Origin of the sequence: uncultured Cloacibacillus sp. (assembly GCF_963926575.1) — a bacterium.
GTDB lineage: Bacteria > Synergistota > Synergistia > Synergistales > Synergistaceae > Caccocola > Caccocola faecigallinarum.
In genome coordinates, this window is record NZ_CAWUXW010000003.1 from 683,025 (window position 1) to 703,477 (window position 20,453).

At 61.8% G+C, this 20,453-nt stretch carries 17 protein-coding genes; 2 read left to right on the forward strand and 15 right to left on the reverse strand.

Annotation, left to right across the window (positions count from 1 at the left end; translation table 11 throughout):
- Window positions 1-79: 79 nt before the first annotated feature.
- The 3 genes from ABGT66_RS08370 to ABGT66_RS08380 all read right to left on the reverse strand — a co-directional run bounded on the left by ABGT66_RS08370 (window position 80) and on the right by ABGT66_RS08380 (window position 4,446).
- Window positions 80-1,240: an MFS transporter gene (locus ABGT66_RS08370; protein ID WP_346690103.1), complete on the reverse strand. Its 1,161-nt coding sequence runs from the start codon at window positions 1,238-1,240 to the stop codon at window positions 80-82.
- A gap of 63 nt (window positions 1,241-1,303) precedes the next feature.
- Window positions 1,304-3,391, reverse strand: a complete 2,088-nt coding sequence (fusA, locus tag ABGT66_RS08375; protein WP_294192591.1) for an elongation factor G — start codon at window positions 3,389-3,391, stop codon at window positions 1,304-1,306.
- Window positions 3,392-3,546: 155 nt separating this feature from the next.
- On the reverse strand, window positions 3,547-4,446 hold the full coding sequence (locus tag ABGT66_RS08380; protein WP_346690104.1) for a LysR family transcriptional regulator: 900 nt from the start codon (window positions 4,444-4,446) through the stop codon (window positions 3,547-3,549).
- Between the two features lie 142 nt (window positions 4,447-4,588).
- Here ABGT66_RS08380 and ABGT66_RS08385 point away from each other — a divergent pair, with 142 nt between their 5' ends.
- The gene (locus tag ABGT66_RS08385; protein ID WP_346690105.1) at window positions 4,589-5,965 is read left to right on the forward strand and encodes an MATE family efflux transporter; all 1,377 of its coding nucleotides are present in this window, start codon (window positions 4,589-4,591) and stop codon (window positions 5,963-5,965) included.
- A 75-nt stretch (window positions 5,966-6,040) separates the two neighbouring features.
- On the opposite strand, the gene gatB is transcribed toward ABGT66_RS08385, so the two are convergent.
- The 12 genes from gatB to ABGT66_RS08445 all read right to left on the reverse strand — a co-directional run bounded on the left by gatB (window position 6,041) and on the right by ABGT66_RS08445 (window position 19,850).
- Window positions 6,041-7,498 carry an Asp-tRNA(Asn)/Glu-tRNA(Gln) amidotransferase subunit GatB gene (gatB, locus tag ABGT66_RS08390; RefSeq protein WP_346690107.1) on the reverse strand — a complete coding sequence of 486 codons (1,458 nt, stop codon included), beginning with the start codon at window positions 7,496-7,498 and terminating at the stop codon, window positions 6,041-6,043.
- A gap of 12 nt (window positions 7,499-7,510) precedes the next feature.
- The gene (gene gatA / locus ABGT66_RS08395) at window positions 7,511-8,968 is read right to left on the reverse strand and encodes an Asp-tRNA(Asn)/Glu-tRNA(Gln) amidotransferase subunit GatA (RefSeq protein ID WP_346690109.1); all 1,458 of its coding nucleotides are present in this window, start codon (window positions 8,966-8,968) and stop codon (window positions 7,511-7,513) included.
- Window positions 8,969-8,970: 2 nt separating this feature from the next.
- Window positions 8,971-9,288 (reverse strand): Asp-tRNA(Asn)/Glu-tRNA(Gln) amidotransferase subunit GatC, encoded by a 318-nt coding sequence (gene gatC / locus ABGT66_RS08400; protein WP_300263043.1) that lies wholly within the window; start codon window positions 9,286-9,288, stop codon window positions 8,971-8,973.
- A gap of 30 nt (window positions 9,289-9,318) precedes the next feature.
- On the reverse strand, window positions 9,319-11,382 hold the full coding sequence (ligA, locus tag ABGT66_RS08405; protein WP_346690110.1) for an NAD-dependent DNA ligase LigA: 2,064 nt from the start codon (window positions 11,380-11,382) through the stop codon (window positions 9,319-9,321).
- Between the two features lie 21 nt (window positions 11,383-11,403).
- The gene (gene lysS, locus ABGT66_RS08410) at window positions 11,404-12,879 is read right to left on the reverse strand and encodes a lysine--tRNA ligase (RefSeq protein ID WP_346690463.1); all 1,476 of its coding nucleotides are present in this window, start codon (window positions 12,877-12,879) and stop codon (window positions 11,404-11,406) included.
- Between the two features lie 87 nt (window positions 12,880-12,966).
- Window positions 12,967-14,025 (reverse strand): tRNA-dihydrouridine synthase, encoded by a 1,059-nt coding sequence (locus ABGT66_RS08415; protein WP_346690112.1) that lies wholly within the window; start codon window positions 14,023-14,025, stop codon window positions 12,967-12,969.
- Window positions 14,015-14,785, reverse strand: a complete 771-nt coding sequence (locus ABGT66_RS08420) for a type III pantothenate kinase (protein ID WP_346690113.1) — start codon at window positions 14,783-14,785, stop codon at window positions 14,015-14,017. The genes ABGT66_RS08415 and ABGT66_RS08420 overlap by 11 nt, the downstream gene beginning before the upstream one ends.
- 35 nt (window positions 14,786-14,820) lie before the next feature.
- On the reverse strand, window positions 14,821-16,254 hold the full coding sequence (locus ABGT66_RS08425; protein ID WP_346690114.1) for a ComEC/Rec2 family competence protein: 1,434 nt from the start codon (window positions 16,252-16,254) through the stop codon (window positions 14,821-14,823).
- Entirely contained in the window at window positions 16,244-16,939 is a 696-nt protein-coding gene (locus ABGT66_RS08430; RefSeq protein ID WP_346690116.1) for a ComEA family DNA-binding protein, read from the reverse strand. Before ABGT66_RS08430 ends, ABGT66_RS08425 begins: the two co-directional genes overlap by 11 nt.
- The gene (miaB, locus tag ABGT66_RS08435) at window positions 16,936-18,255 is read right to left on the reverse strand and encodes a tRNA (N6-isopentenyl adenosine(37)-C2)-methylthiotransferase MiaB (protein ID WP_346690117.1); all 1,320 of its coding nucleotides are present in this window, start codon (window positions 18,253-18,255) and stop codon (window positions 16,936-16,938) included. The genes ABGT66_RS08430 and miaB overlap by 4 nt, the downstream gene beginning before the upstream one ends.
- Before the next feature lie 191 nt (window positions 18,256-18,446).
- Complete coding sequence (locus ABGT66_RS08440; RefSeq protein ID WP_346690119.1) at window positions 18,447-19,244, reverse strand: MBL fold metallo-hydrolase; 798 nt, start codon at window positions 19,242-19,244, stop codon at window positions 18,447-18,449.
- A 138-nt stretch (window positions 19,245-19,382) separates the two neighbouring features.
- Complete coding sequence (locus ABGT66_RS08445) at window positions 19,383-19,850, reverse strand: Lrp/AsnC family transcriptional regulator (protein WP_346690121.1); 468 nt, start codon at window positions 19,848-19,850, stop codon at window positions 19,383-19,385.
- 113 nt (window positions 19,851-19,963) lie between these two features.
- Between ABGT66_RS08445 and ABGT66_RS08450 the strand changes: the two genes are divergently transcribed.
- A complete protein-coding gene (locus ABGT66_RS08450) occupies window positions 19,964-20,437 on the forward strand; it encodes a hypothetical protein (RefSeq protein ID WP_346690123.1) in 474 nt (157 codons plus the stop codon).
- The last annotated feature ends 16 nt before the right edge of the window (window positions 20,438-20,453 follow it).

Here is a 20,453-nt window from a genome sequence, read left to right on the forward strand (position 1 = left end):
ATAGGCAGAAAAGGCATAAGGCCGCCGCCGCTGATTTTGCGCCGCGTTTCATGGTTTTAGGCAGCTGCGCGCGACGCGCTCAGCGGCGCGAGGCCGCGCGCGGCGTGAACGTGCGCCAGTATTTCCAGTAGATTGCGGCGGCTGCGGCGAATACTAGGAGGCCTGTAAAGCGGTAGGTGTTGCTCGCGCCGAGCACGGGCGAGATGTAGCCGTACATGAGCGGGCTCACGATCCAGCCGACGTCTATGACGAGCAGGACGAGCCCCGTCGCTTTGGGGTGGTACTGCGGCGGCATGAGGTCGCCGACGAGAGAGAAGTTCGTCGGGTACGCCACGCCGATGGCGAGGCCGAACACCGCGCCGAAAAAGGCGAACATCCACGCCGAAGAGCAGAAGGCGAGACCGAAGAGCGCGAAGCCCATGAGCGCGACGGCGGGCGCGGCGAGCTTGACGCGCGGCGCTTTCGATATGAGGCCGAAGCCCAGCGTGCGTATCACGACGGCGCCGGCGGCGCTCGCTATCATGAAGTACGAGACGGAGACGCCGCGCGCTCCGGCCAGAGACGCGACGGAAAGTGTGCCAGCGTCTGCGAGCGACATCGTTATCGCGGTGAGCAGCAGTACGGTGAAGCCCTTCGTCCGGAAGAGGCCGGAATAGCTTCCCCATTCGCTTTTTTCCTTGCCGGTGTAGTTGAGGTTGCTCACCTTCCAGCCGACCGCGGCGCAGAGCAGCGAAATCACGACAGGCGTCCAGATGTAGAGCGCGCCGAAGCCTCCGCTGATGAACCATTCGCAGAGCGGCACGACGGTGGCGAGCGGGAGCATCGAGCCCGTCGTGAATAGCGCGAAGCCTATGCCGCGGGATTTTTCGTCGAGCAGTATGGACTGCGCCGCGACCGTCGCGACGATGAATACGCTGAAGAATATTCCGCTCAGCGCGCGGAAGACGAGCAGCGAAGCGCCGCCGCCGAGCGTCAGCGCGATGCCGGCAGTCGCCGCGGCGCAGAGCAGCGCGCTGCCTATCAGCGTGCGCCGTATGTCGAGCCGCTCCATAACTATGCTGCCGAGCGGGCGGCAGAAGAGCGTCACCATGTAAAACGCGCTGAGGAAAAGCCCGGCGCGCTGCGGCGTGGCGCCGAGTGATTCGTAGTACGGGCCGAAGAGGAAGTAGGCGTTCGAAACGCAGGTCATTCCATAGTAGGCCAGGAAAATGAGAAAAATCTGGCGGCTGTTTTTACTCATCCGTCTCACCCTTCAAAAAAGGCGCCCTCATGCGAGGGCGCCTCAGTCCTTTCGGCGAAAAGCTTATTCTTCTTCGTCCTTGCGTTCCTGGGCGGCCTGGTCGATGACCTTCTTCGCGATGTCGCCCGGGACCTCTTCGTAATGGCTGTACTCCATCGAGAAGGAGCCGCGTCCCGAAGTCATCGAGCGCAGGATGATCGCGTAGCGGAACATTTCCGAAAGCGGGCACTGCGCCTTGACTATCTGGAGCTTTCCTTCGCTGTCGATGCCCATGATGCGTCCGCGGCGGCTGTTGAAGTCGCCCATTACGTCGCCGAGGCAGTCCTCGGGGACGGTGACTTCGACGTTCATGACGGGCTCCATGAGTATGGGGTTGGCCTGCTCCATGCACTTCTTGAAGGCTATCGAAGCGGCGATCTTGAACGCCATTTCCGACGAGTCGACGTCGTGGTACGAGCCGTCGAATATCGCGCAGGAGAAGTCCGTCGCCGGATAGCCCGCAAGATATCCGCGCGCCGCGGCCTCACGAAGTCCCTTCTCCGCCGCCGGTATGTAGTTCTTCGGAACCGCGCCGCCAACGACTCTGTCGATGAATTCGATGCCCGCGTTCTTCTCAAGCGGCGCGAGCTCGAACCAGACGTCGCCGTACTGGCCGCGTCCGCCGGACTGCTTCTTGTGCTTGCCCTGCGCGCTCGCCTTTTTCTTTATCGTCTCGCGGTAGGGGACCTTCGGCGTGCGGGTGTCGAGGTCGACCTTGTAGCGTTCCTTTATCTTCGAGAGGACTATGTCGAGGTGCATGTCTCCCATGCCGGAGAGGACCGCGTCGTTCGTCTCGGGGTTCTTCTCATAGGAAAGCGTGCGGTCTTCCTTGAGCATCTTCGTGATGGCGTTGCCGAGCTTGTCTTCGTCGGCGCGGCTCTTCGGGAAGACGGCGACGCTGTAGACGGGCTTCGGGAACTTTATCGGGCGGAACTTGAGGATCTCGCCCTTCGTGCCGAGCGTGTCTCCGGCTATCGTGCTTTCGAGCTTCGGTATAGCGACGATGTCGCCGAGGATTATCTCCTTGCCCTCGGTGCTGTCCTTGCCGCGCATGAAGCGGAAGGTGCTGATGCGCTCTTCGGTCTCTTCGTTGACGTTGTAGACGGTCTGGTCGCTCGTGAGCTTGCCGGAGAAGACCTTGACGAACGAAAGCTTTCCGACGTAGGGGTCGACCATGACCTTGAAGACGAAGGCGAGGAACTTGCCGTTCTCGTCGGGCGGGATGTTGACGACCTCGTCTCCGTTGAGCGCCGCGCGGTGGAGCATATCCTTCGGCGACGGCATGTAGTCGCAGATCATATCCATAAGCTGGACGACGCCGATGTTGAGCGAGCCGGAGCCGGGGATGATCGGGAAGAGCGCGCGGGCGCAGACGGCCTTGCGCAGTACGCCGAGAAGCTCGTCAAGAGAGAGCTCTTCGCCGTCGAGGTAGCGCATCATAAGCTCGTCGTCGGCTTCGACGGCGCGCTCGACGAGCGTTTCGCGGGCCGAGGCCACGGCGTCGGCCATATCGGCAGGCGCGTCGCCCTCGGTGAACTCCTTGCTTCCGTCGCCCTTATACATATAGGCTTTTCCGGTGAGGACGTTGACGAGGCCCTTGAAATTCTGCTCCTTGCCTATCGGCAGGTAGAGCGGCACGGCCTTGTCCGAGATGTTTTCCTGTATATCTGCCACGACGTTGTCAAAGTCGGTATGTTCTCTGTCAAGTTTGCTGATGAAGAAAATGGCCGGAGTCTCAAACGTCTCGGCAAACTCCCACACGTTGTGGGTCTGCACTTCGACTCCGGAGGTCGCGTTCACGAGGACGAGCGCGCCGTCCGAAACGCGCATCGCGCAGCGCTGTTCTCCGACGAAGTCGGCGAAGCCCGGCGTATCCAGAATATAAAACGTTTTGTCTTTATAAGGAACCGTCGAGAGAGAGGTGCTGATGGAAATACCGCGTTTCTGTTCTTCCGAGTCGAAGTCGGAAACCGTGTTCTTGTCCTCGACCTTGCCCATGCGGCTGACGAGCCCGGCGTCGAACAGGAAAGCCTCGTTCAGAGTGGTCTTCCCGGCACCTCCATGTGAAATGAGCGCGATGCTGCGAATGTCTTCAGGTTTGCGTGTCCCCATTACTTTCACTCCTTCTGTGCTTTGAAGCATGAGATACAACTGGTTTAGTTATGACGTAATGAATGATACTTGCATTGTATGTTTACGTCAAGGAAAGACTCGCGCAAAAGGATGAAAATAATATATAATGATGGTTTTTTCAATTTGGCAGAGGTCTATCCGCAATACGCCGCGGCAGGCGGGAAATTTTCTTTCAGGCGTTGAACGAATGTCTTCAGGAGTTTGTTGTTTTGGAACGGTTTGTGATAGACGCCGAAGGAGACGGGAGCCGCTCCCGTGATTGGAATTTTTGCCGCAGGCAGCCTTTCCGGCAGGTATAGGTCGGGGATGACGGAGACGCCGAAGCCCGCGCCGGCAAGCACGACGGCGGCTTCGCCGGTGTCGCAGAAGTGGAATTCGGACGGCGCGCGCCCGCCCATGAGGCGGCTTTGGATTTCCGCGACAACCGGCGAAGTGCGGCTCTGGGCGAATAGAACGAGCTTTTCATTTTTCAGCTCGTCAAGCGTTACGCTTTTGCGCGAGGAAAATTTATGCCCAGCGCCGCACAGGCATACCAACGGAACTTTGGCAAGTTCCTTGTAGGCTGCTGGAATTCTCATAGAGCTTGACTCGCGGAAGCTGATTACGGCGTCGAGCCCGCCTTCGGAGAATACGCGGTAAATTTGCAGCGGCGGCACGACCTGCAGGCTTGGGTGCAGGGACGGGTATTCATGCGCAAGCTTTTCGAGGGCGGCTGAAAGCAGGAAGAGCGCCGGAGTGTTGCCGCAGCCTATTGAAAGCCTGACGATTTCCCCTTCGGATGGTTTTTCAAAGCGCTTTTTGGCCTGTTCGGAAATTTCGACGATGCGCCGCGCGTCGCCATAGAAGCTGCGCCCCTCTTCCGTGAGCCTGACGGTGCGCGTCGTTCTGACGAACAGCCGCACGCCGAGCTCCTTTTCGAGCGCGCGTATCTGCTGCGTGACGGCGGGCTGCGTTATGTGCAGGCCAGCCGCCGCACGCGCGAAGCTGAGATTGTCCGCGACAGCGAGAAAGCATGAGAGCTGGAATACGTTCAAGGCGCGCGCCCCCTTATTGATAAACTCTGCTTATCAATAATAACATATATTGAATTAACAGCGGCGGAAAAATAAATATAATTGACAGAACGACGCGGCCGCGTCGCCAGCTGCACGGCGCGGCTGAAATTATGGGAAACGAGTGAAACGATTGATGTCGGGAAAAATTTTGAAACAAGAAAAATCTTTTACTGAGGGGCCGGTCACATATTCGCTGGTGATGTTCGCGCTGCCCGTGCTCGGCGCGCTCATCCTGCAGGCGGCCTACGGGGCGGTCGACCTGCTGGTCGTCGGGCGCTTCGGCGACGCTTCGAGCATAGCGGCGGTCGGCACGGCGAGCGCCTTTATGCAGATGGTGACGTTCGTGATTACGAGCCTCGCGATGGGTATAACTGTAGTCGTCGGCCATCACATCGGCGAAGGGCGGAGCGATTTGGCGGGCGACGCCGTCGGCGCGGCGGTCGTTCTTTTCGCCCTGCTCGGCGTCGTTATGACGGCGGCGCTTGAATTTTTCGCCGGGGATATAGCGTCGCTGCTGCGCGTCCCAGCGGAGTCGCACGCGAAGGCCGTCGTTTATCTGAGGATTTGCTGCGGCGGGACTCTGATAATCATTTTCTACAACGTGATAAGCGCCGTTATGCGCGGAGCGGGCGACGCCAACACGCCGCTGCTGTTCGTCGGCGTGGCGTGCGCGGTCAACGTTGCGGGCGACCTGCTGCTCACGGGGCTGCTCAGCATGGATGTCGCGGGCGTAGCTGTTGCAACCGTTTTCGCGCAGTTCGTTTCCGTCGCCGCGGCCCTTGCGTTTTTGCGGAAGCACAGGCCGCCGTTTGAATTTTCGCCGGAGCGCGTGCGCTTTCACCCGAGCGAGCTGCGCAGGATTCTGCGCGTCGGCGTGCCGATCGCACTTCAGGAGGCGACGGTGCAGCTTTCTTTCCTCGTAATCAATATGGTCGTGAACGGCATGGGGCTTATGCCGTCGGCGGGCTACGGCGTCGCGCAGAAGGTCGTCTCGGTCATTATGCTTGTGCCGTCGTCGATTATGCAGAGCGTTTCGGCCTTCGTCGCGCAGAACATCGGCGCGGGGCGCGCGGACCGCGCCGTCAAGGGCGTCTTATCCGCAATCGCGGTGGGCTGCGGTCTCGGCGTCTTTATGTTCGGCGCGGGGTTCTTTTTCGGCGGCTCGTTGTCTTCGTTCTTTACGAGCGACAGCGGCGTAATCGCGCAGAGCGCGGCGTTCCTAAGGGGTTTTTCACCCGAATGCGTGCTGACCTGCGTGCTTTTCAGCGTCATCGGATATTTCAACGGGCGCGGGAACAGCCTTCCGGTCATGGCGCAAGGCGTGACCTCGGCGCTGCTTGTACGTATCCCGCTCTGTTTTTTCATGGCGTCGCTGCCGAACGCTTCGCTCACTCTCATCGGCCTCGCCACGCCTATTACCACCGTTTACGGAATCATTTTCTTCGCTCTGTGCTTCGCGTGGATGAAGCGCGCGCGGCGCAGAGCATCCTTCATATAGCGGAGCAAGAAAAAATCCCGGGGCTTGGGCCTCGGGATTTTTTATATGTCTGGGATTTTCTGGCGAAGCGGCGGACTATTTCAGCTTTTCGGCAATCAGCATCGCGGCCTCTGCTGGGTCGGCGCTTCCGCGCGTTTCGCGCATTACTAGGCCCTGGAGGAATTTCGCCTTCGCGCCTTTTTTGTCTGCGCCTTTTTTGATTGTTTCGACGGCTTCGGGCTGCTCGTCGAATACCTTGTCGATGACGGCGGCGAGCGCGTCGCCGGTCATGCGTCCGCCGGCGGCTCCGCATTTCTTCATCGCTGCTTCGAGCGAGAGCTTTTCGCCGAACATCGCGGCGAGAACGTCCTTCGCCTGCGTGTTGGAGAGGTCGCGCTTCTCCACCTTCGCTATGAGCGTGCCGAGCTCTTTTGCGGGAATCGGGAACTGCGTGATGTCGAGCTGCTCTTCGTGGAGTATGCGCTGCACCTCCATGCGCGCCCAGTTCGCGGCCTTCGCCGCGGGCGCTCCGGCCTTCACCATCTCTTCGTAGTAGTCGGCCATTTCGCGCTGCTCGGTGATCTGCTGGCTTTCCTCGAGCGAGAGGCCGTACTGCTCCATGAAGCGGTCGCGCTTGTCCCACGGCATCTCGGGAAGCGAGGCGCGGATGCGCTCTACGTAGTCGGGCTTCGCGTCTATCGGCGCGAGGTCCATCTCGACGTAGTAGCGGTAGTCGCGCACGCCCTCTTTGCTGCGCATGGAGCGCGTGACGCCCGCCGCGTCGTCCCAGAGGCGCGTCTCCTGCACGAGAGTGCCGCCTTCGTCGAGCACGCGGTTCTGGCGCGCGATTTCGTATTCGAGCGCGCGTTCTATCGACTTCAGCGAGTTTATGTTCTTGAGCTCGACGCGCGTACCGAAGGAGCCGTCGGGGTTGCATAGCGAGACGTTGACGTCGACGCGCAGCGAGCCGGATTCCATTTCGCCGTCGGAGACGTCGAGGTAGCGCGCGAGCTGGCGTATCTGCGTAACGTAGGCTATCGCCTCAGCGGGCGAGTTCATGTCGGGCATCGAGACTATTTCTGAGAGCGGCATGCCGCCGCGGTTGTAGTCGACGAGCGAGTAGGCCGCGCCCGAGAGGCGTCCGTCGGCGGTCGGGTGGACGAGCTTTCCGGCGTCCTCTTCGAGGTGCAGATGGTCGAGGCGGATGCGCTTCGGCTTGCCGTCGGCTATGACGTCAAGGTAGCCGCCCTGCGCTATCGCGTGCTCGTACTGCGTTATCTGGTAGGCCTTCGGCAGATCGGCATAGAAATAATGTTTGCGGTGGAAGCGCGTGCCGTCCTGTATTTCGCAGTGGAGGCCGAGGCCCATTTTCACGGCGAGGTCTACCGCGTGGTCGTTGATGACCGGAAGCGTGCCGGGAACGGCGAGGCATATCGGACAGACGTTCGTGTTCGGCGTCGCGCCGATGTAGTCGGTCGAGCAGCCGCAGAAGAGCTTCGTCTTCGTTTTAAGCTGGAGGTGTATTTCAAGTCCGATGACAACTTTTCTTTTCATCTCAAATACCTCCTATTCAACCGCCTCGGGCGAACCGGCGGCTTTTTCTATCACGGAGGCGCAGGCGAGCAGCTCCGCGTCGCCGAAGCGAGGCGCGAGCAGCTGCACGTTCGTCGCCAGCCCTTCTGGCGTGAAGCCGAGGTTCAGGCTGATGCTCGGAAGCCCCGCGAGGTTCGCTATCGTCGTGAATACGTCGCCGAGGTACATCCTTACCGGGTCGGTCTCGCTGAGTCCGCGTTTGTAGGCAAGCGCCGGGGTTATCGGGCATATCATGAAGTCCGCCGTGCGGAAAAGATTTTTGAATTCGTCGGAGATGAGCTGGCGCACCTTCGTCGCGGGTACGAAGTAATTTTCGTAATATCCGCGCGTCAGTATGCAGGTGCCGACGAGTATGCGCTTGCGCACCTCTTCACCGAAGCCCTCCATGCGGCTCTTCTTGTACATCTCGGAGAGGTTGCGGCCGTCGGCGTGATGTCCGTAGCGCATTCCGTCGTAGCAGGCGAGCTTCGAGCTGGCGTCGCCGAGCGCTACCATGTAGTAGCAAGCGACGGTGTGCTCCATCGTTATCGGAAGGCTGGCCTCGACTATCTCGGCTCCGGCTTCGCGGCAGATTTCTACGGCACGGTCTATCGCCTGCGCGAGCGGCGCGTCGATGCTGTTTTTGTCGTAGCCTGTGAGCACGGCGACCTTTTTGCCTTTGAGCGAAGCTCCGTCGAGCGCGCCGCTGAACGACGGACGGTCGTATGCGTCGCAGGTCGTGTCGTTCGGGTCTTCCTTAGCAAGGACGTCCATCATAACGGCGAGGTCCTCAACATTGCGCGCTATCGGGCCGACCTGGTCGAGCGACGAGGCGTAGGCGACGATGCCGTAACGGCTTATCTGCCCGTATGAGGGCTTCATGCCCTGCACGCCGCAGAAGGCCGCGGGCTGGCGCACCGAGCCGCCGGTGTCGCTGCCGAGCGCGACGGGCACGAGCCCCGCCGCGACGACCGCGGCGCTGCCGCCCGAGCTTCCGCCGGGGACGCGCTCCGTGTCGCGCGGGTTGAGCGTCGGGCCGAAGATGGAGCTTTCGGTCGTGCTGCCCATCGCGAACTCGTCCATGTTCGTCTTGCCGACGAGGACGGCTCCGGCCTCTTTCATATTTTTGACCGCCGTCGCGTCGTACTGCGGCACCCAACCCTTGAGCATGTTGCTGCAGCAGGTCGTCTCTATTCCGTTAGTGCAGAAGTTGTCCTTGACGGCGAAGGGAACGCCCGCGAGCGGGCCGGGGTCTTCGCCGCGCGCTATCGCGTCGTCCACTCTGCGCGCCGCGGCGAGCGCCTCGTCCTCGCAGAGCGTGACGACGGAGTTGTATTTTTTGTCGAGCGTCTTGATGCGCTCTATCGACTCGCGCGCGACCTCCTCGGCGGTGAAGCGCTTCTCCTTTACGCCGCGCGCTATCTCGCATGCAGAAAGCTTATGAAATTCCACGGCTATTCCTCCTCGTCCTCAAGCGCTATTATGCGCGGCACGCGGAAGAAGTCGCCGTCGCGCACCGGCGCCTGGTCCAGGAACGCGTCGCGTCCGTCCCATTTCACGGGCTCGTCCCTGCGCCGCGCGGGAGCCTTCTTCACGTCCCATTCGAACTGCGGCACGTCCTCGGCCGCGAGCTCCTGCATCTTGTCGCAGAGCCTGAGTATCTCGTTTACTCGGTCGAGAACTTCCTGATATTTTTCCTCGGGCAGGCCGATGCGCGACAACGTCAGCACTTCGCGCAGCCGTTCCTTGTCCATCTCCATGTTCTGTATCATATATAAACCCCCTTGAGCGAGGAATTTTCCCTAATTTTTCGATTCGTCAGAAGCCGCGGGCTCTTCGCCCGAATCGGCTGCGGCGAGCTTCGCCATGAAGGCCGCCTCGTCGAGCACCGGGACGCCCAAGCTCTGCGCCTTGACGTACTTGCTGCCCGGGTTTTCGCCTACTACGACGAAGTCCGTCTTTTTGCTCACGCTGTCCGCTACCTTGCCGCCGCGCTCCTTTATAAGAACTCCGGCCTGTGCGCGCGTCATCGACGAAAGCTCGCCCGTCAGCACGAACTTGAGGCCGTTCCACGGAAGCGGACGCTCCGCCGCGGCCTTCGCCTCCTGCTCGAAGCGCACGCTGTCGGCCTTGAGCTTAGCAAGCAGCGCGCAGTTGTGCGGCTCGGTGAACCACGCGTGAAGCGACTGCGCGATTATCTCGCCGACGCCCTCGACGGTCTCGAGCTCCTCGACGGCATTCCGCGACTTCTCTGCGAGGACGTCGAGCGAGTTGTAGCGGTCTGCGAGGTCGCCCGCCGTCTTCTCGCCTATGTTGCTGATGCCGAGCGCGTTGATTACCGCGCCGAGCGGGCGGCTCTTCGACTTCTCTATCGCCGTGACGAGGTTCTGCGCCGACTTGTCGCCCATTCTGTCAAGCGCCGCGAGCTGTTCTTCCTTGAGCGAATATATGTCCGCGTAGTTCGAGAGAAGCCCCTTCTCCACGAGCTGGCCGACGAGCTTCGCGCCGAGGCCCGTTATGTCCATCGCGGAGCGCGAGGCGAAGTATATGATGCGCTCCTTGACCTGCGCGGGGCATGAGCTGTTGGTGCATTTCACCGCGGCTTCGCCGGGCAGCCTGACGGCGGTCGAGCCGCAGACGGGGCACGTCTCCGGCAATTTGAACGGCTCCGTGCCGTCGGGGCGCTTTTCGTACTCGACGCGCACGACCTCGGGAATTATCTCCCCGGCCTTGCGCACCCAGACGAAGTCGCCGACGCGCACGTCCTTCTTGTCTATTTCGTCCTGATTGTGAAGCCCGGCGCGGCGCACCATCGTGCCCGCGAGGCGTATCGGGTCGAAGACCGCCGTCGGCGTCAGCACGCCGGTGCGGCCTACCGTGACTTCGATTTTATGTATCTGCGTCAGCTTCTCCTCGGGCGGGAACTTGAAGGCGATCGCCCACTTCGGGGCCTTCGCCGTGACGCCGAGCAGCGGACGCAGCGAGATGTCGTTGAGCTTGACGACGACGCCGTCCGTGTCTATCGGATGCTCGAAGCGCCCCGTCTCCCACTCGTCGAGATAGGCGTATATATCGTCGAGCGAATTGCAGAGCCGTTCGCTCCCCTGCGTCGGCAGGCCGAGCTCCGCGAGCCATTCGAGCATTCTCTTCTGCGTCGTGACGCCGTACTTTTCGGGCGAAATCACCTGATAGAGGTAAATCTTCAGGTTGCGCCGCGCCGTCTCCTTCGGGTCGAGCGTGCGCAGGCTGCCCGCCGCGGCGTTGCGCGGGTTCGCGAAGAGCGGCTCGCGGTTTTCCTCGCGCGCGGCGTTGAGAGCCGCGAAGCCCTTTTTGTCGATGCAGACCTCGCCGCGCACCTCGAGCGTTCCTTCGACCGCCTGAGCGAGGCGCAGCGGCATCGTCCTTATCGTCTTGAGGTTCGCCGTAACGTCCTCGCCTATCTGCCCGTCGCCGCGCGTCGAGCCGCGCACGAACAGGCCGTTCTCGTAGACGAGCGATACGGCGAGGCCGTCTATCTTCGGCTCGCAGAGCACGGCGGGATTCGCGTCAGAGAGGGATTCGCCGAGCTTCGTGTAGAAATCCGCGAGCTCGTCGCGGTTCAGCGCGTTTTCGAGGCTCATCATAGGCTCGGCGTGCGCGACCTTGACGAAGCCCTCGCGCGGCGCGCCGCCTATCCTCTGCGTCGGAGAGTCCGGCTCAGCGAGCTCGGGATATTTTTGCTCAATATCCTGGAGCTCGCGCATCAGCTCGTCGTACTGAAAATCCGAAATCTCCGGCGCGTCGTCCTCATAGTAGAGCCGCGCGTGGCGGTTCAGCTCCGCGCGCAGCTCCTCTGCTCTTTTTTTCAGATTTTCAAATGCGTCCATGAATATATTCCGACGCCGTCTTTAGTCCTTCGGCTTCATCGTCGGGAAGAGAATGACGTCGCGGATGCTCTTCGAGTCGGTGAGCAGCATCGTCACGCGGTCGATGCCGATGCCCATTCCGCCGGTCGGCGGCAGGCCGTACTCGAGCGCGTTGACGAAGTCCTCGTCGAACGGGTGAGACTCGTCGTCGCCCTCGGCCTTCTTGCGCGCCTGGTCGATGAAGCGCTCGCGCTGGTCAAGCGGGTCGTTAAGCTCGCTGAAGGCGTTCGCTATCTCCCACGCGTTGATGTAAAGCTCGAAGCGGTCGGTGATGTCGGGGTTCTCCTTGTTGCGCTTCGAGAGCGGCGAGATTACCGTCGGATGTCCTATAACGAAGGTCGGCTGGACGAGCTTCTCCTCCACGTACTCGTCGAAGAAGAGCGGCAGAATGTCGAAGCGCGTGAACGACGGCTTGATCTCCAGCCCGCGCAGCGCGGCCTGGCGGCGAGCCTCCTCGTCCGTGATGTTCATGAAGTCTATGCCGACGTGCTCATGCACGAGCTCCGCCATCGTCGCGCGGCGGAAGGGCGGGTTGAGGTTTATCTCCGTGCCCTGATAGCTGATGACGCGGCCGCCGAGCTCGTCGGCGCAGGCGACTATCAGCTCCTCGGCGAGGTTCATCATGTCCTCGTAGTTCGCGTAGGGCCAGTAGACCTCCATAGTCGTGAACTCGGGGTTGTGGCGCAAGTCCATGCCCTCGTTGCGGAACTGCTTGCCTATCTCGTAGACGCGGCCCATCATGCCGACGACGAGGCGTTTGAGATAAAGCTCCGTCGCTATGCGGAGGTACATGTCGATGTCGAGCGTGTTGTGGTGCGTGATGAAGGGACGCGCGTTAGCTCCGCCCGCGATGGTCGAGAGTATCGGCGTCTCGACCTCGAGCGTGCCGTGAGCGTCGAGGACGCGGCGGAAGGTCTGGACTATCTTCGTGCGCTTGCGGAAGACGTCGCGCACCTCGGGGTTCGCTATGAGGTCGGCGTAGCGCTGGCGGTAGCGGACCTCCATGTCCTTGAGGCCGTGGTACTTCTCGGGCATCGGGCGCAGCGCCTTCGAGAGAAGCGTGAAGCTGCGCACCGAGAGCGTCAGCTCGCCGCGCTGCGTGCGGAAGGGAACGCCGACGAGGCCGATGAAGTCGCCCGCGTCGACCCATTTTTTGAAGAAGGTGTAGTCCTTCTCGCCGAGCACGTCAAACTGGAAGCAGAGCTGCAGGCGGTCGAAGCCGTCCTCGAAGGTCGCGAAGGCCGTCTTTCCGTGGCGGCGCAGGACGATTATGCGTCCCGCCGTCTGTATCTCGTCCTCGGCCCACTCTTCGGGCTTAAGATAATCATATTTTTCTTTGACGTAGCCGAGGCTCTGCTTCACCTCGTAATGGTCCTGCTTGTAGGGGTCGTAGCCCTCTTCGGTGCGGAGGCGCGTAAGCTTGTCCTTGCGCTGGCGGAAAATTTCCTCTTCCGGCATGACGTTCTGCTGCGCCTGCGCGTTCTTCTTCTCTTCTGCCACTTGAATCACATCTCCCGTGTTTTTAGTAAATCTTTATGATGACGCTTAATTTTCTATATTCGGCGCTTCGCCGCACTCCGCGCCGCTTTCGCCGAGGCCGCGGACTGTGAGGAGCTTTTCCATGTCCTCCCATTTTCTGACCATCGCGCCCTCGCGACGAAGCTTCGGCGCTCCCGCGAAGCCTTTGAAGAGCGCTCCGAGCATTCTCTTCGCTATCATGAGCGCGAGCGGCTCCCCTTCGGTATTATAGATGTTTCTGCCGAGTTCGAGAAGGATTCCGGCCTGCGCCTCGGGCGTCTGCGAGCAGAAGTCCTCTGGCACTGGCGCGCCGAGCCGCTTCAGCGTGCGCGGCACGAGCAGCGCGTCGCGAAGGACGCCGCGCGCCGCGAGCACCGCCGCGCAGCCGCGCGCGAGATAATCCTCAAAATCCCCGGGCGCGTAGCAGTCGCCGCTGCCGCCTATCATTTCGGGGAAGAGAGACGCGACCTCGCCGACGGCCTCGCGCGACGCCGTCCCCTCGTACCTCTGCGCGGGCGTGCGTCCGTGGACGAAGACGAAATCCGCCCCGGCCTCGAAGAGCTTCGCGCAGAAGTCCGCCGTCGAGAGCGCCGAGCCGCGCGGCATGACGCGCACCTTCGCCCATACCGGCAGGCCGAAGCTTTTCAGCGCGCGCATCATCGCCGCTGCCTCGTCGGGAAATTCCATCAGCTTCGAGCCCGCGCCCTTTTTCGTAACCTTCGGCATCGGGCAGGCCATGTTGACCTCGAGCGCGTCGAAGCCGCGAATCGTCAGCGCGATCTCCGCGCCCTTCGCAACGTCCTCCGCGCTCGCGCCGAAGAGCTGGAGCGCGCAGGGGCGCTCGTCGTCGAAGCCGTAGAGCAGCTCCTTCGTCTTGCGTCCTTTATATATGAGGCCGAGCGCGCTCACCATCTCCGTGTGGACGAGCCCCGCGCCGAGCGCGCGGTGGAAGCGTCGGAACGAGCTGAAGGTTATGCCCGCGAGCGGCGCGAGCCATATCGGGTTATCGACCGCGACGCCGCCTATTTTTTTCGGCCATCCTGGAAGCGCGAACGCCGCGCCGCCCGTTTGCGGATTATTTTCCAAAACAGTTCCTCTCGTAAATTATGCGCAGGCCGTCGAGCGTCAGCCACTGGTCTACGGTGTCGATGCGGTTTGAATATTTCGCGATGAGCGGCGCGTGTCCTCCGGTCGCGACGACGCGGCACGGGCCACCGAGCTCTTTGAAAATTCCCTTGATTATCTTGTCCGCCATGCCGACCGTGCCGTAGATGATGCCGGACTGTATCGCCTCGACGGTGTTTCCGCCGATGACGTGCTCCGGCGCGACGAGCTCGATCTGCGGCAGCTTCGCGGTGCGCGAGAAGAGCGACTCCATAGCGAGCTCCATGCCCGGGGCAATCGCGCCGCCGAGGTACGCGCCGTCCTGCGCTATTACGTCGAAGGTTATCGCGGTGCCGAGGTCGACGACGATGAGCGGCGCGCCGTACTTTTCACGCGCGGCGACGGCGTTCACTATGCGGTCCGCGCCGATGCCGGTCGGGTTCTTCATCTTTATCGTGAGCCCCGTGTTGAGCTTCGCCGTGACGCGGAGGCACTCTATGCCGATGTACTTGCGCACGCCGCCGCGTATCATTTCGTCGAGCGGCGGCACGACGCTGCCGAATATAGCGCCGTCTATCGCGCCCTTGTCTATGCCGAAGGATGAGAGCATCCCCTGAATCATAAAGCCGACCTCGTCCGCCGTGCGTTTGCGCGACGTGAGCCGCCAGTGTCCGACGAGCTTATCCCCGTCGAATATGCCCATTACAGTGTTCGTGTTGCCGATGTCGAAGACGAGAAGCATCCGCCATTCCTCCCAAGAGATACAATTTTTATATTTTACAACACCGCGCGGAAATATAGCAGGACGGCGAGCGAAAAGAGGACGATAAAGGGCGCGCGCCGGAGCGGAGCGCCGCACCTGAGCGCCGCGGCCGAGCAGAAAATCGCGGCGGCGAGGACGAAGAGCGGCGTCGAGTATCCGACCTGCGCCGGAGTCAGCGACGCAAGTGCGTCGAGCGCGCTCTGCGAAAAGCGCAGAATAAGCTCGCTCGTCTCCGCGAAGAGCGGCGCGAGCGGAAGGCCGAGCAGCGGCGGCAGGCAGAGCGCGAATATCAGAGGGAAGACGACGGCGAAGTAGGGCACTGCGACGAGGTTCGACGTAAGCCCAGCGACGGGAACGGACGAAAATACCTCCGCGACGACGGGCGCGCTGACGAACCATACGAGCACGGAAAGCGCTGCTGCGCCCGCGAAACCGCGCCCGACGAGCCGGACGCCCGCCGTTATGAAGAGAGCCGCGAGCACGGAGAGCCGCCAGCCGACGTCGAAGAAGCTCCACGGATTGTACAAAAGCATGAGGCAGGCCGCGGCGCTTACGTTGTTGAATGACGAGTACGGACGGCCGAGAGCCTCCGCCGCGATGCAGATCTGCGCCATCGCGGCCGCGCGCGCACCGCCCGGCGGAAATCCCGCAAATGCGACGTAAAGCCACAGAAGCGCGGATACCGTGACGGTCCTCGCCGCGCCTCCGCGCTTGAGGAAAAAGAGCAGCCACGCGAGCACGCCGACGTGAAAGCCGGAGACCGAGAGCAGGTGTATCGTCCCGGCGCGCTCGTGCGGCTCTTCTATCGCGGCGCTCCTGCGCCCCGTCGTGAGCGCGGACATATATGCCGCGCTAAGCGGATAGAGCCGCGCGCGGAAAAGCTCGTCAAGATGTGCGCGCCAGGCCGCGAGCCCCGAGGGCGGAGCCGTCTCGCGGATTTCGAAAAGCTCCAGCTTTTTCACCGCGCCCCTGCCGCGCCAAAAGAGCATCTCGTCGAAGCCGCCGCGCTCCTCCGCTCGCTTGAAATCGAACGACGCGGCGCGCAGCCGGACGCCCGCGCCCTCGCGCAGATTTTCGCGCGAGTAGGCCGCCGCGCGCCCGTATGGCGTTTCTATGAGATAAGCGCGCGTTTTGCCCCAATCGCGCACGAGCAGGATTTTTCCGTAAGCTTCGAAGCTGTCGGGAAATGAAATTTTTTCGCGCGTGCGCGCCGCGGATATGAAAGATAAGACGAAGGAAAGAATTACGACGAGCGCGAGCATCCGCCGCCATCCGGGGACCTCGCGCTCTGTGCCCGCGAATATCGCGGCAGCGGAAAAAAGCGCCGAGACGGCGGCGATTGCGGAGACCGGCGCGGACGTGCGCACGCCGAGCAGAATCGAGACGCAGAGCGAGACGAATATAAAAAAGGCGGGAGCCGCGGCGAGCGGCCCCTCCTTAACCGCCAATCGTTATGTCGTCCTTTATCGCGTCGAATTTCTTCGGGCCGATGCCCTTGACGTTCATCAGGTCCTCGGCGCGGCGGAACGGGCCGTTGGCCTCGCGGTAGGCGATTATCGCCTGACCCGTCTTCGGCCCGATTCCCGCGAGCGTGTCGAGCTCGCCGAGGCTCGCGGTGTTTATGTTGATTTTGCCGGAGGCCGCAGGCGCGCGCGGTGCGGACGAAACGGACTGCGCCGCCGGAGCAGCGGGCGCGGAGGTCTGCGGCTGCGCAGACTCGCCCTTGCGCGGGAATTTTATATGAACGCCGTCCGCCAGCTGTGCTGCAAGGTTGATCGCCTCCTGGTCGGCGTCGGACGAGAAGCCGCCCGCGGCGTTCAGCGCTTCGTAGACGCGCGACTGCGGCGCTATCTCGTAAACGCCTGGATTGCGCACCGCGCCCGTGACGTAGACGACCCACTTGGCAGCGGGCGCGCTCTGCGCGACGGAGGCGATACGCTCCGGCCCGGACTGCGCGGGGGCCGCGGCCTGCGGCGTTACTTCGAGCGTGTCCTCCATCCACGGCGCGTCGTTGTTAAGCCCCGCGGTGTCTTTGCCGAACTCGCCGCGAAACGAATTCAGCAGCAGAAAGGCGACGGCGAAGCATAAAATCCCCGCCGCGGTCAGCAGCTTGCCGGAGCCGCGAAGGTTCATTTCGTCCTCCGCTCGCCTTCGAGCGACCAGTGGCTCGCGCGCGTAATCGTGACCGGTATCGTCTTGCCGAAATCTGACTCGTCGCCTGGGATTATGACGACCTTGTCGGTCATCGTGCGCCCCTGTATCCTGCCCTCGCCGCGCGGAGCCCAGCCGTCGGCGAGTATCTCGAAGTCGCGGCCGACGTACTGTTCGTTCGAGCCGCGCGCGATCGACGCCTGGAGCGCGTTCATCTCGTTGAGCCGCGCCGCCTTGACGCGGTTGTCAATCTGTCCGTCCATCACGGCTGCGCGCGTCCCTTCGCGCGGCGAGTAGGCCGCCGTGTGGACTATGTCGAACTTCACAGTTTCGAGCAGGCGGTACGAATCGCGGAAGTCTTCCTCCGTCTCGCCCGGGAAGCCGACGATGAGGTCCGTCGTGAGGCTCACGTCGGGGAGCGCGGCCTTAATCCTGTCGACGAGCTCGAGGTACTGGCCCGAGGTGTAGCCGCGGTTCATCTCGCGCAGTATCCTGTCGCTGCCGGACTGCACGGGCAGATTTATCGCGCGGCATATCGTCGGGTTGTCGCGCATCACGTCGAGGATGTCCGCGTCGAAATCCTTAGGGTGCGAGGTCGCGAAGCGAAGCCGCTCGAGCCCCGGCAAAGCCGCCGTGTCGGCGAGCAGCGAGGCGAAGCCGTAGCCGTTCTTCAAATCCTTGCCGTAGGCGTCGACGTTCTGTCCGAGCAGCGTAATTTCGCGCGCGCCGCCGTCGATGAGCGTCTTCACCTCGTTCAGAATATCCTCGTGCGCGCGGGACTGGAGCCTGCCGCGCACGTAAGGGACTATGCAGTATGAGCAGAAGCGGTCGCAGCCGTAGGTTATCGTGACGTAGGCCTTGAAGGGGTTCGTGCGCGCGGTCGGCACAACCTCGAGGTCGATGAGCGCGCGCGGGTCGTCGTCCATGAAAAAGCGCGGCGCGCAGTCGGGCGTTATCTCCGCCGCGGCCTGAGGCACGAGTCCGAGATGGCGCGGCCCGGAGACGAGCTTGACGCAGGGGAATTTTTTCGCCATCTCGCGCCCTATGCGCTGCGCCATGCAGCCGACAAGGACGACCGCGGGCTTGCCCGTCCTGCGGCGCTGAAGGTCGTAGCGGCCGATTTCGCTCGCGGCCTTCTGCTCCGCCTTCTCGCGGATGCTGCAGGTCACGAGCATCACGACATCGGCCTCCTCCTCCGCCGACTCCGTCCATCCCATGTGGTTCATCGCGGTGCGCAGCCTGTCCCCGTCGTAGGAATTCATCTGGCATCCGAAAACTCTGATAAAAAATTTACGCAAAGGCGGTTGCTCCTTCGTTTCATATATTCATAAATTTCGCGCCGCGTCTTTGCGCGGCACATTGCTGCAGTTTATTTTACATTACATATATGAAATTGTCTGCGTATCGCGCCGCGCCGGCGGCAAAGCAAAACGCCCGGCCTTCCTCCGCCGGGCGCTCTCTTCGCTTTTGATGACGATTCGCTTATTTTTTAGAACGCGACCGTTTCTCCGTCCTCGGGAACGTGCACGCGGTCTTCGATTTTCAGCATCTTCGTGAGCGCTCTTACGTTCTTTCTGGAGACCGTGCAGTGGTTGATGGCGTCCATGTGGACGGCTACGATTTCGGCCTCGGGCAAAAATGCGGCGGCCTTCGCCACGTCCGCCGTGCCCATGATGATGCTTTCGTTGTAGCCGAGTATCTTCGCATAGCCGGTGTTCATGATGAGCACGTCGGGCTTGACGGCGTGGAACGTCTTCGAGACGCGCGGCGTCCAAACAGTGTCGCCGAGCAGATATACGGTCTTTTCTCCCGGCGCGGCGAAGACCACGCCCATGCTTTCGCCGAGCAGCGCCGCCAGGCCGGCGTCGTCGTACATCGCCTGAGTGCCGTGCGTACCCTCAACGCGCGTCAGCGTTACGCCGCCGAACTCCGCGCTCCCGTCAAGAACCGTGACGTTTTTGAAGCCCGCCTTGCGTATCGCCGCCGCGTCGGCCTCGTCCTGCACGAAGAACGGAATCTTTTTATCGATAAACTGCTGCGCGACATCGTCCCAATGGTCGAGGTGCGTATGCGTGACGATTACCGCGTCGACGCCCTCCATTATCTTTTCTTTGGATTCAGGCAGCTCTACGGTCGGGTTTCTCACCTCGGCGTTGAACGTTCCGGCAAAGCCCTCGTAGCGCCCTTTTTCCGCGAGCATCGGGTCTATGAGGAAGGTCGTCCCGTTATAGATTACCTTCCCCGTGGCGCTGCGCAGCTGCTGATAGGAGACCCCTTTCGTATTCATCGTCAATTCCTCCGTCGCATTTGATTGTTTCGTGCGCTTCCGCGCCGAACGGCTGAATTGTAGATGAAGCGCCTCTCCGCCGCCACGATGCGATTCAACCCTTTCGGGCCGTTCGCTTGAATTTTTCAAGTCCCAGCGCTAAAAGGGGCCGACGGTGCGCAGCACTATGTCTATGCTGCAAACGCCGTACTTCTCCGCCTCGGAGAGAAAGCCGTCGCGCTCTTCCTCCGACATGAAATATGCGTCGACGACGTAAGAGGGCTTGCCCGTCACTCGGTAGCAGTGGATTATCTTATATTGTCCGCTGTTGATGAAATCTTCAAAGCCCTGCGGCTGCGACGCTCGGAGCTCGACCTTTATCAGCGCGTGTATCTTGTACCCGTAGACCGGGCAGTTCACGTTGACCGTGTAGCGCTGGATTATTCCCAAATCTTCGAGCCGCTCGATGCGGTTCTTCACCGCCTGCCCCGTCAGGTGTACGCGCCGTCCGAGCTCCTGCATCGTTATGCGTCCGTCGCGCCACAGTATGCGGATAATCTCTTCGTCTATATCGTCCGGTCTGCCGCAGTTCATCGCGCGCACCTCCCGCTCTGCCAAGTCTGTCATAAGCATTCTACAATACCGCGCGGCGCGGCGGCAAATCGGCGCGGCGTTTCGTTTGCGCGCGGTTCGCATTAAGCGCTATACTTAGCGGCAGCGATGAGATTGGAGGAATCCTCATGAAACTTAGAAAATTTCTGCTCGCCGCGGCGATTGCGGCGCTCGCGGCCTCGCAGGCGTTCGCGGCGGCGCTGCCGGAGGTCGAGGGCTGGGCGTGCGGCCCGCTGCGCGAGACGCAGCTTGATGCGGTCTCCGGACATCAGGGACAGTGGCTCGAACGCGAGTACAGGACGGCGAACGGCGTCAAGTTCCTCGCCGTGTGGATGGAGGGCGCGGGGCCTAAGCTCTGGGAGCCCGTCGCGGAGGTCGGCGAAGGCGGCGAAACCTCGGGCGGCGAGAGCGCGGAGAAAATTTCCGTCGCGGGGCGCGGCGCGATGCTCGAAAGCCGCCCCGTCCTCGGACTCAGCCTAATCGTGAAGCTCGGCAAAGACGGCGTGCTGACGCTCGAATCGCAGTCGGCGGACAGGGACGAGCTGACGCGCGCGGCGGAGACGCTGATAGAACAGATGACGGCGGAGAAGGCCGAAAAATAGTCGCGCTCGATGCGCC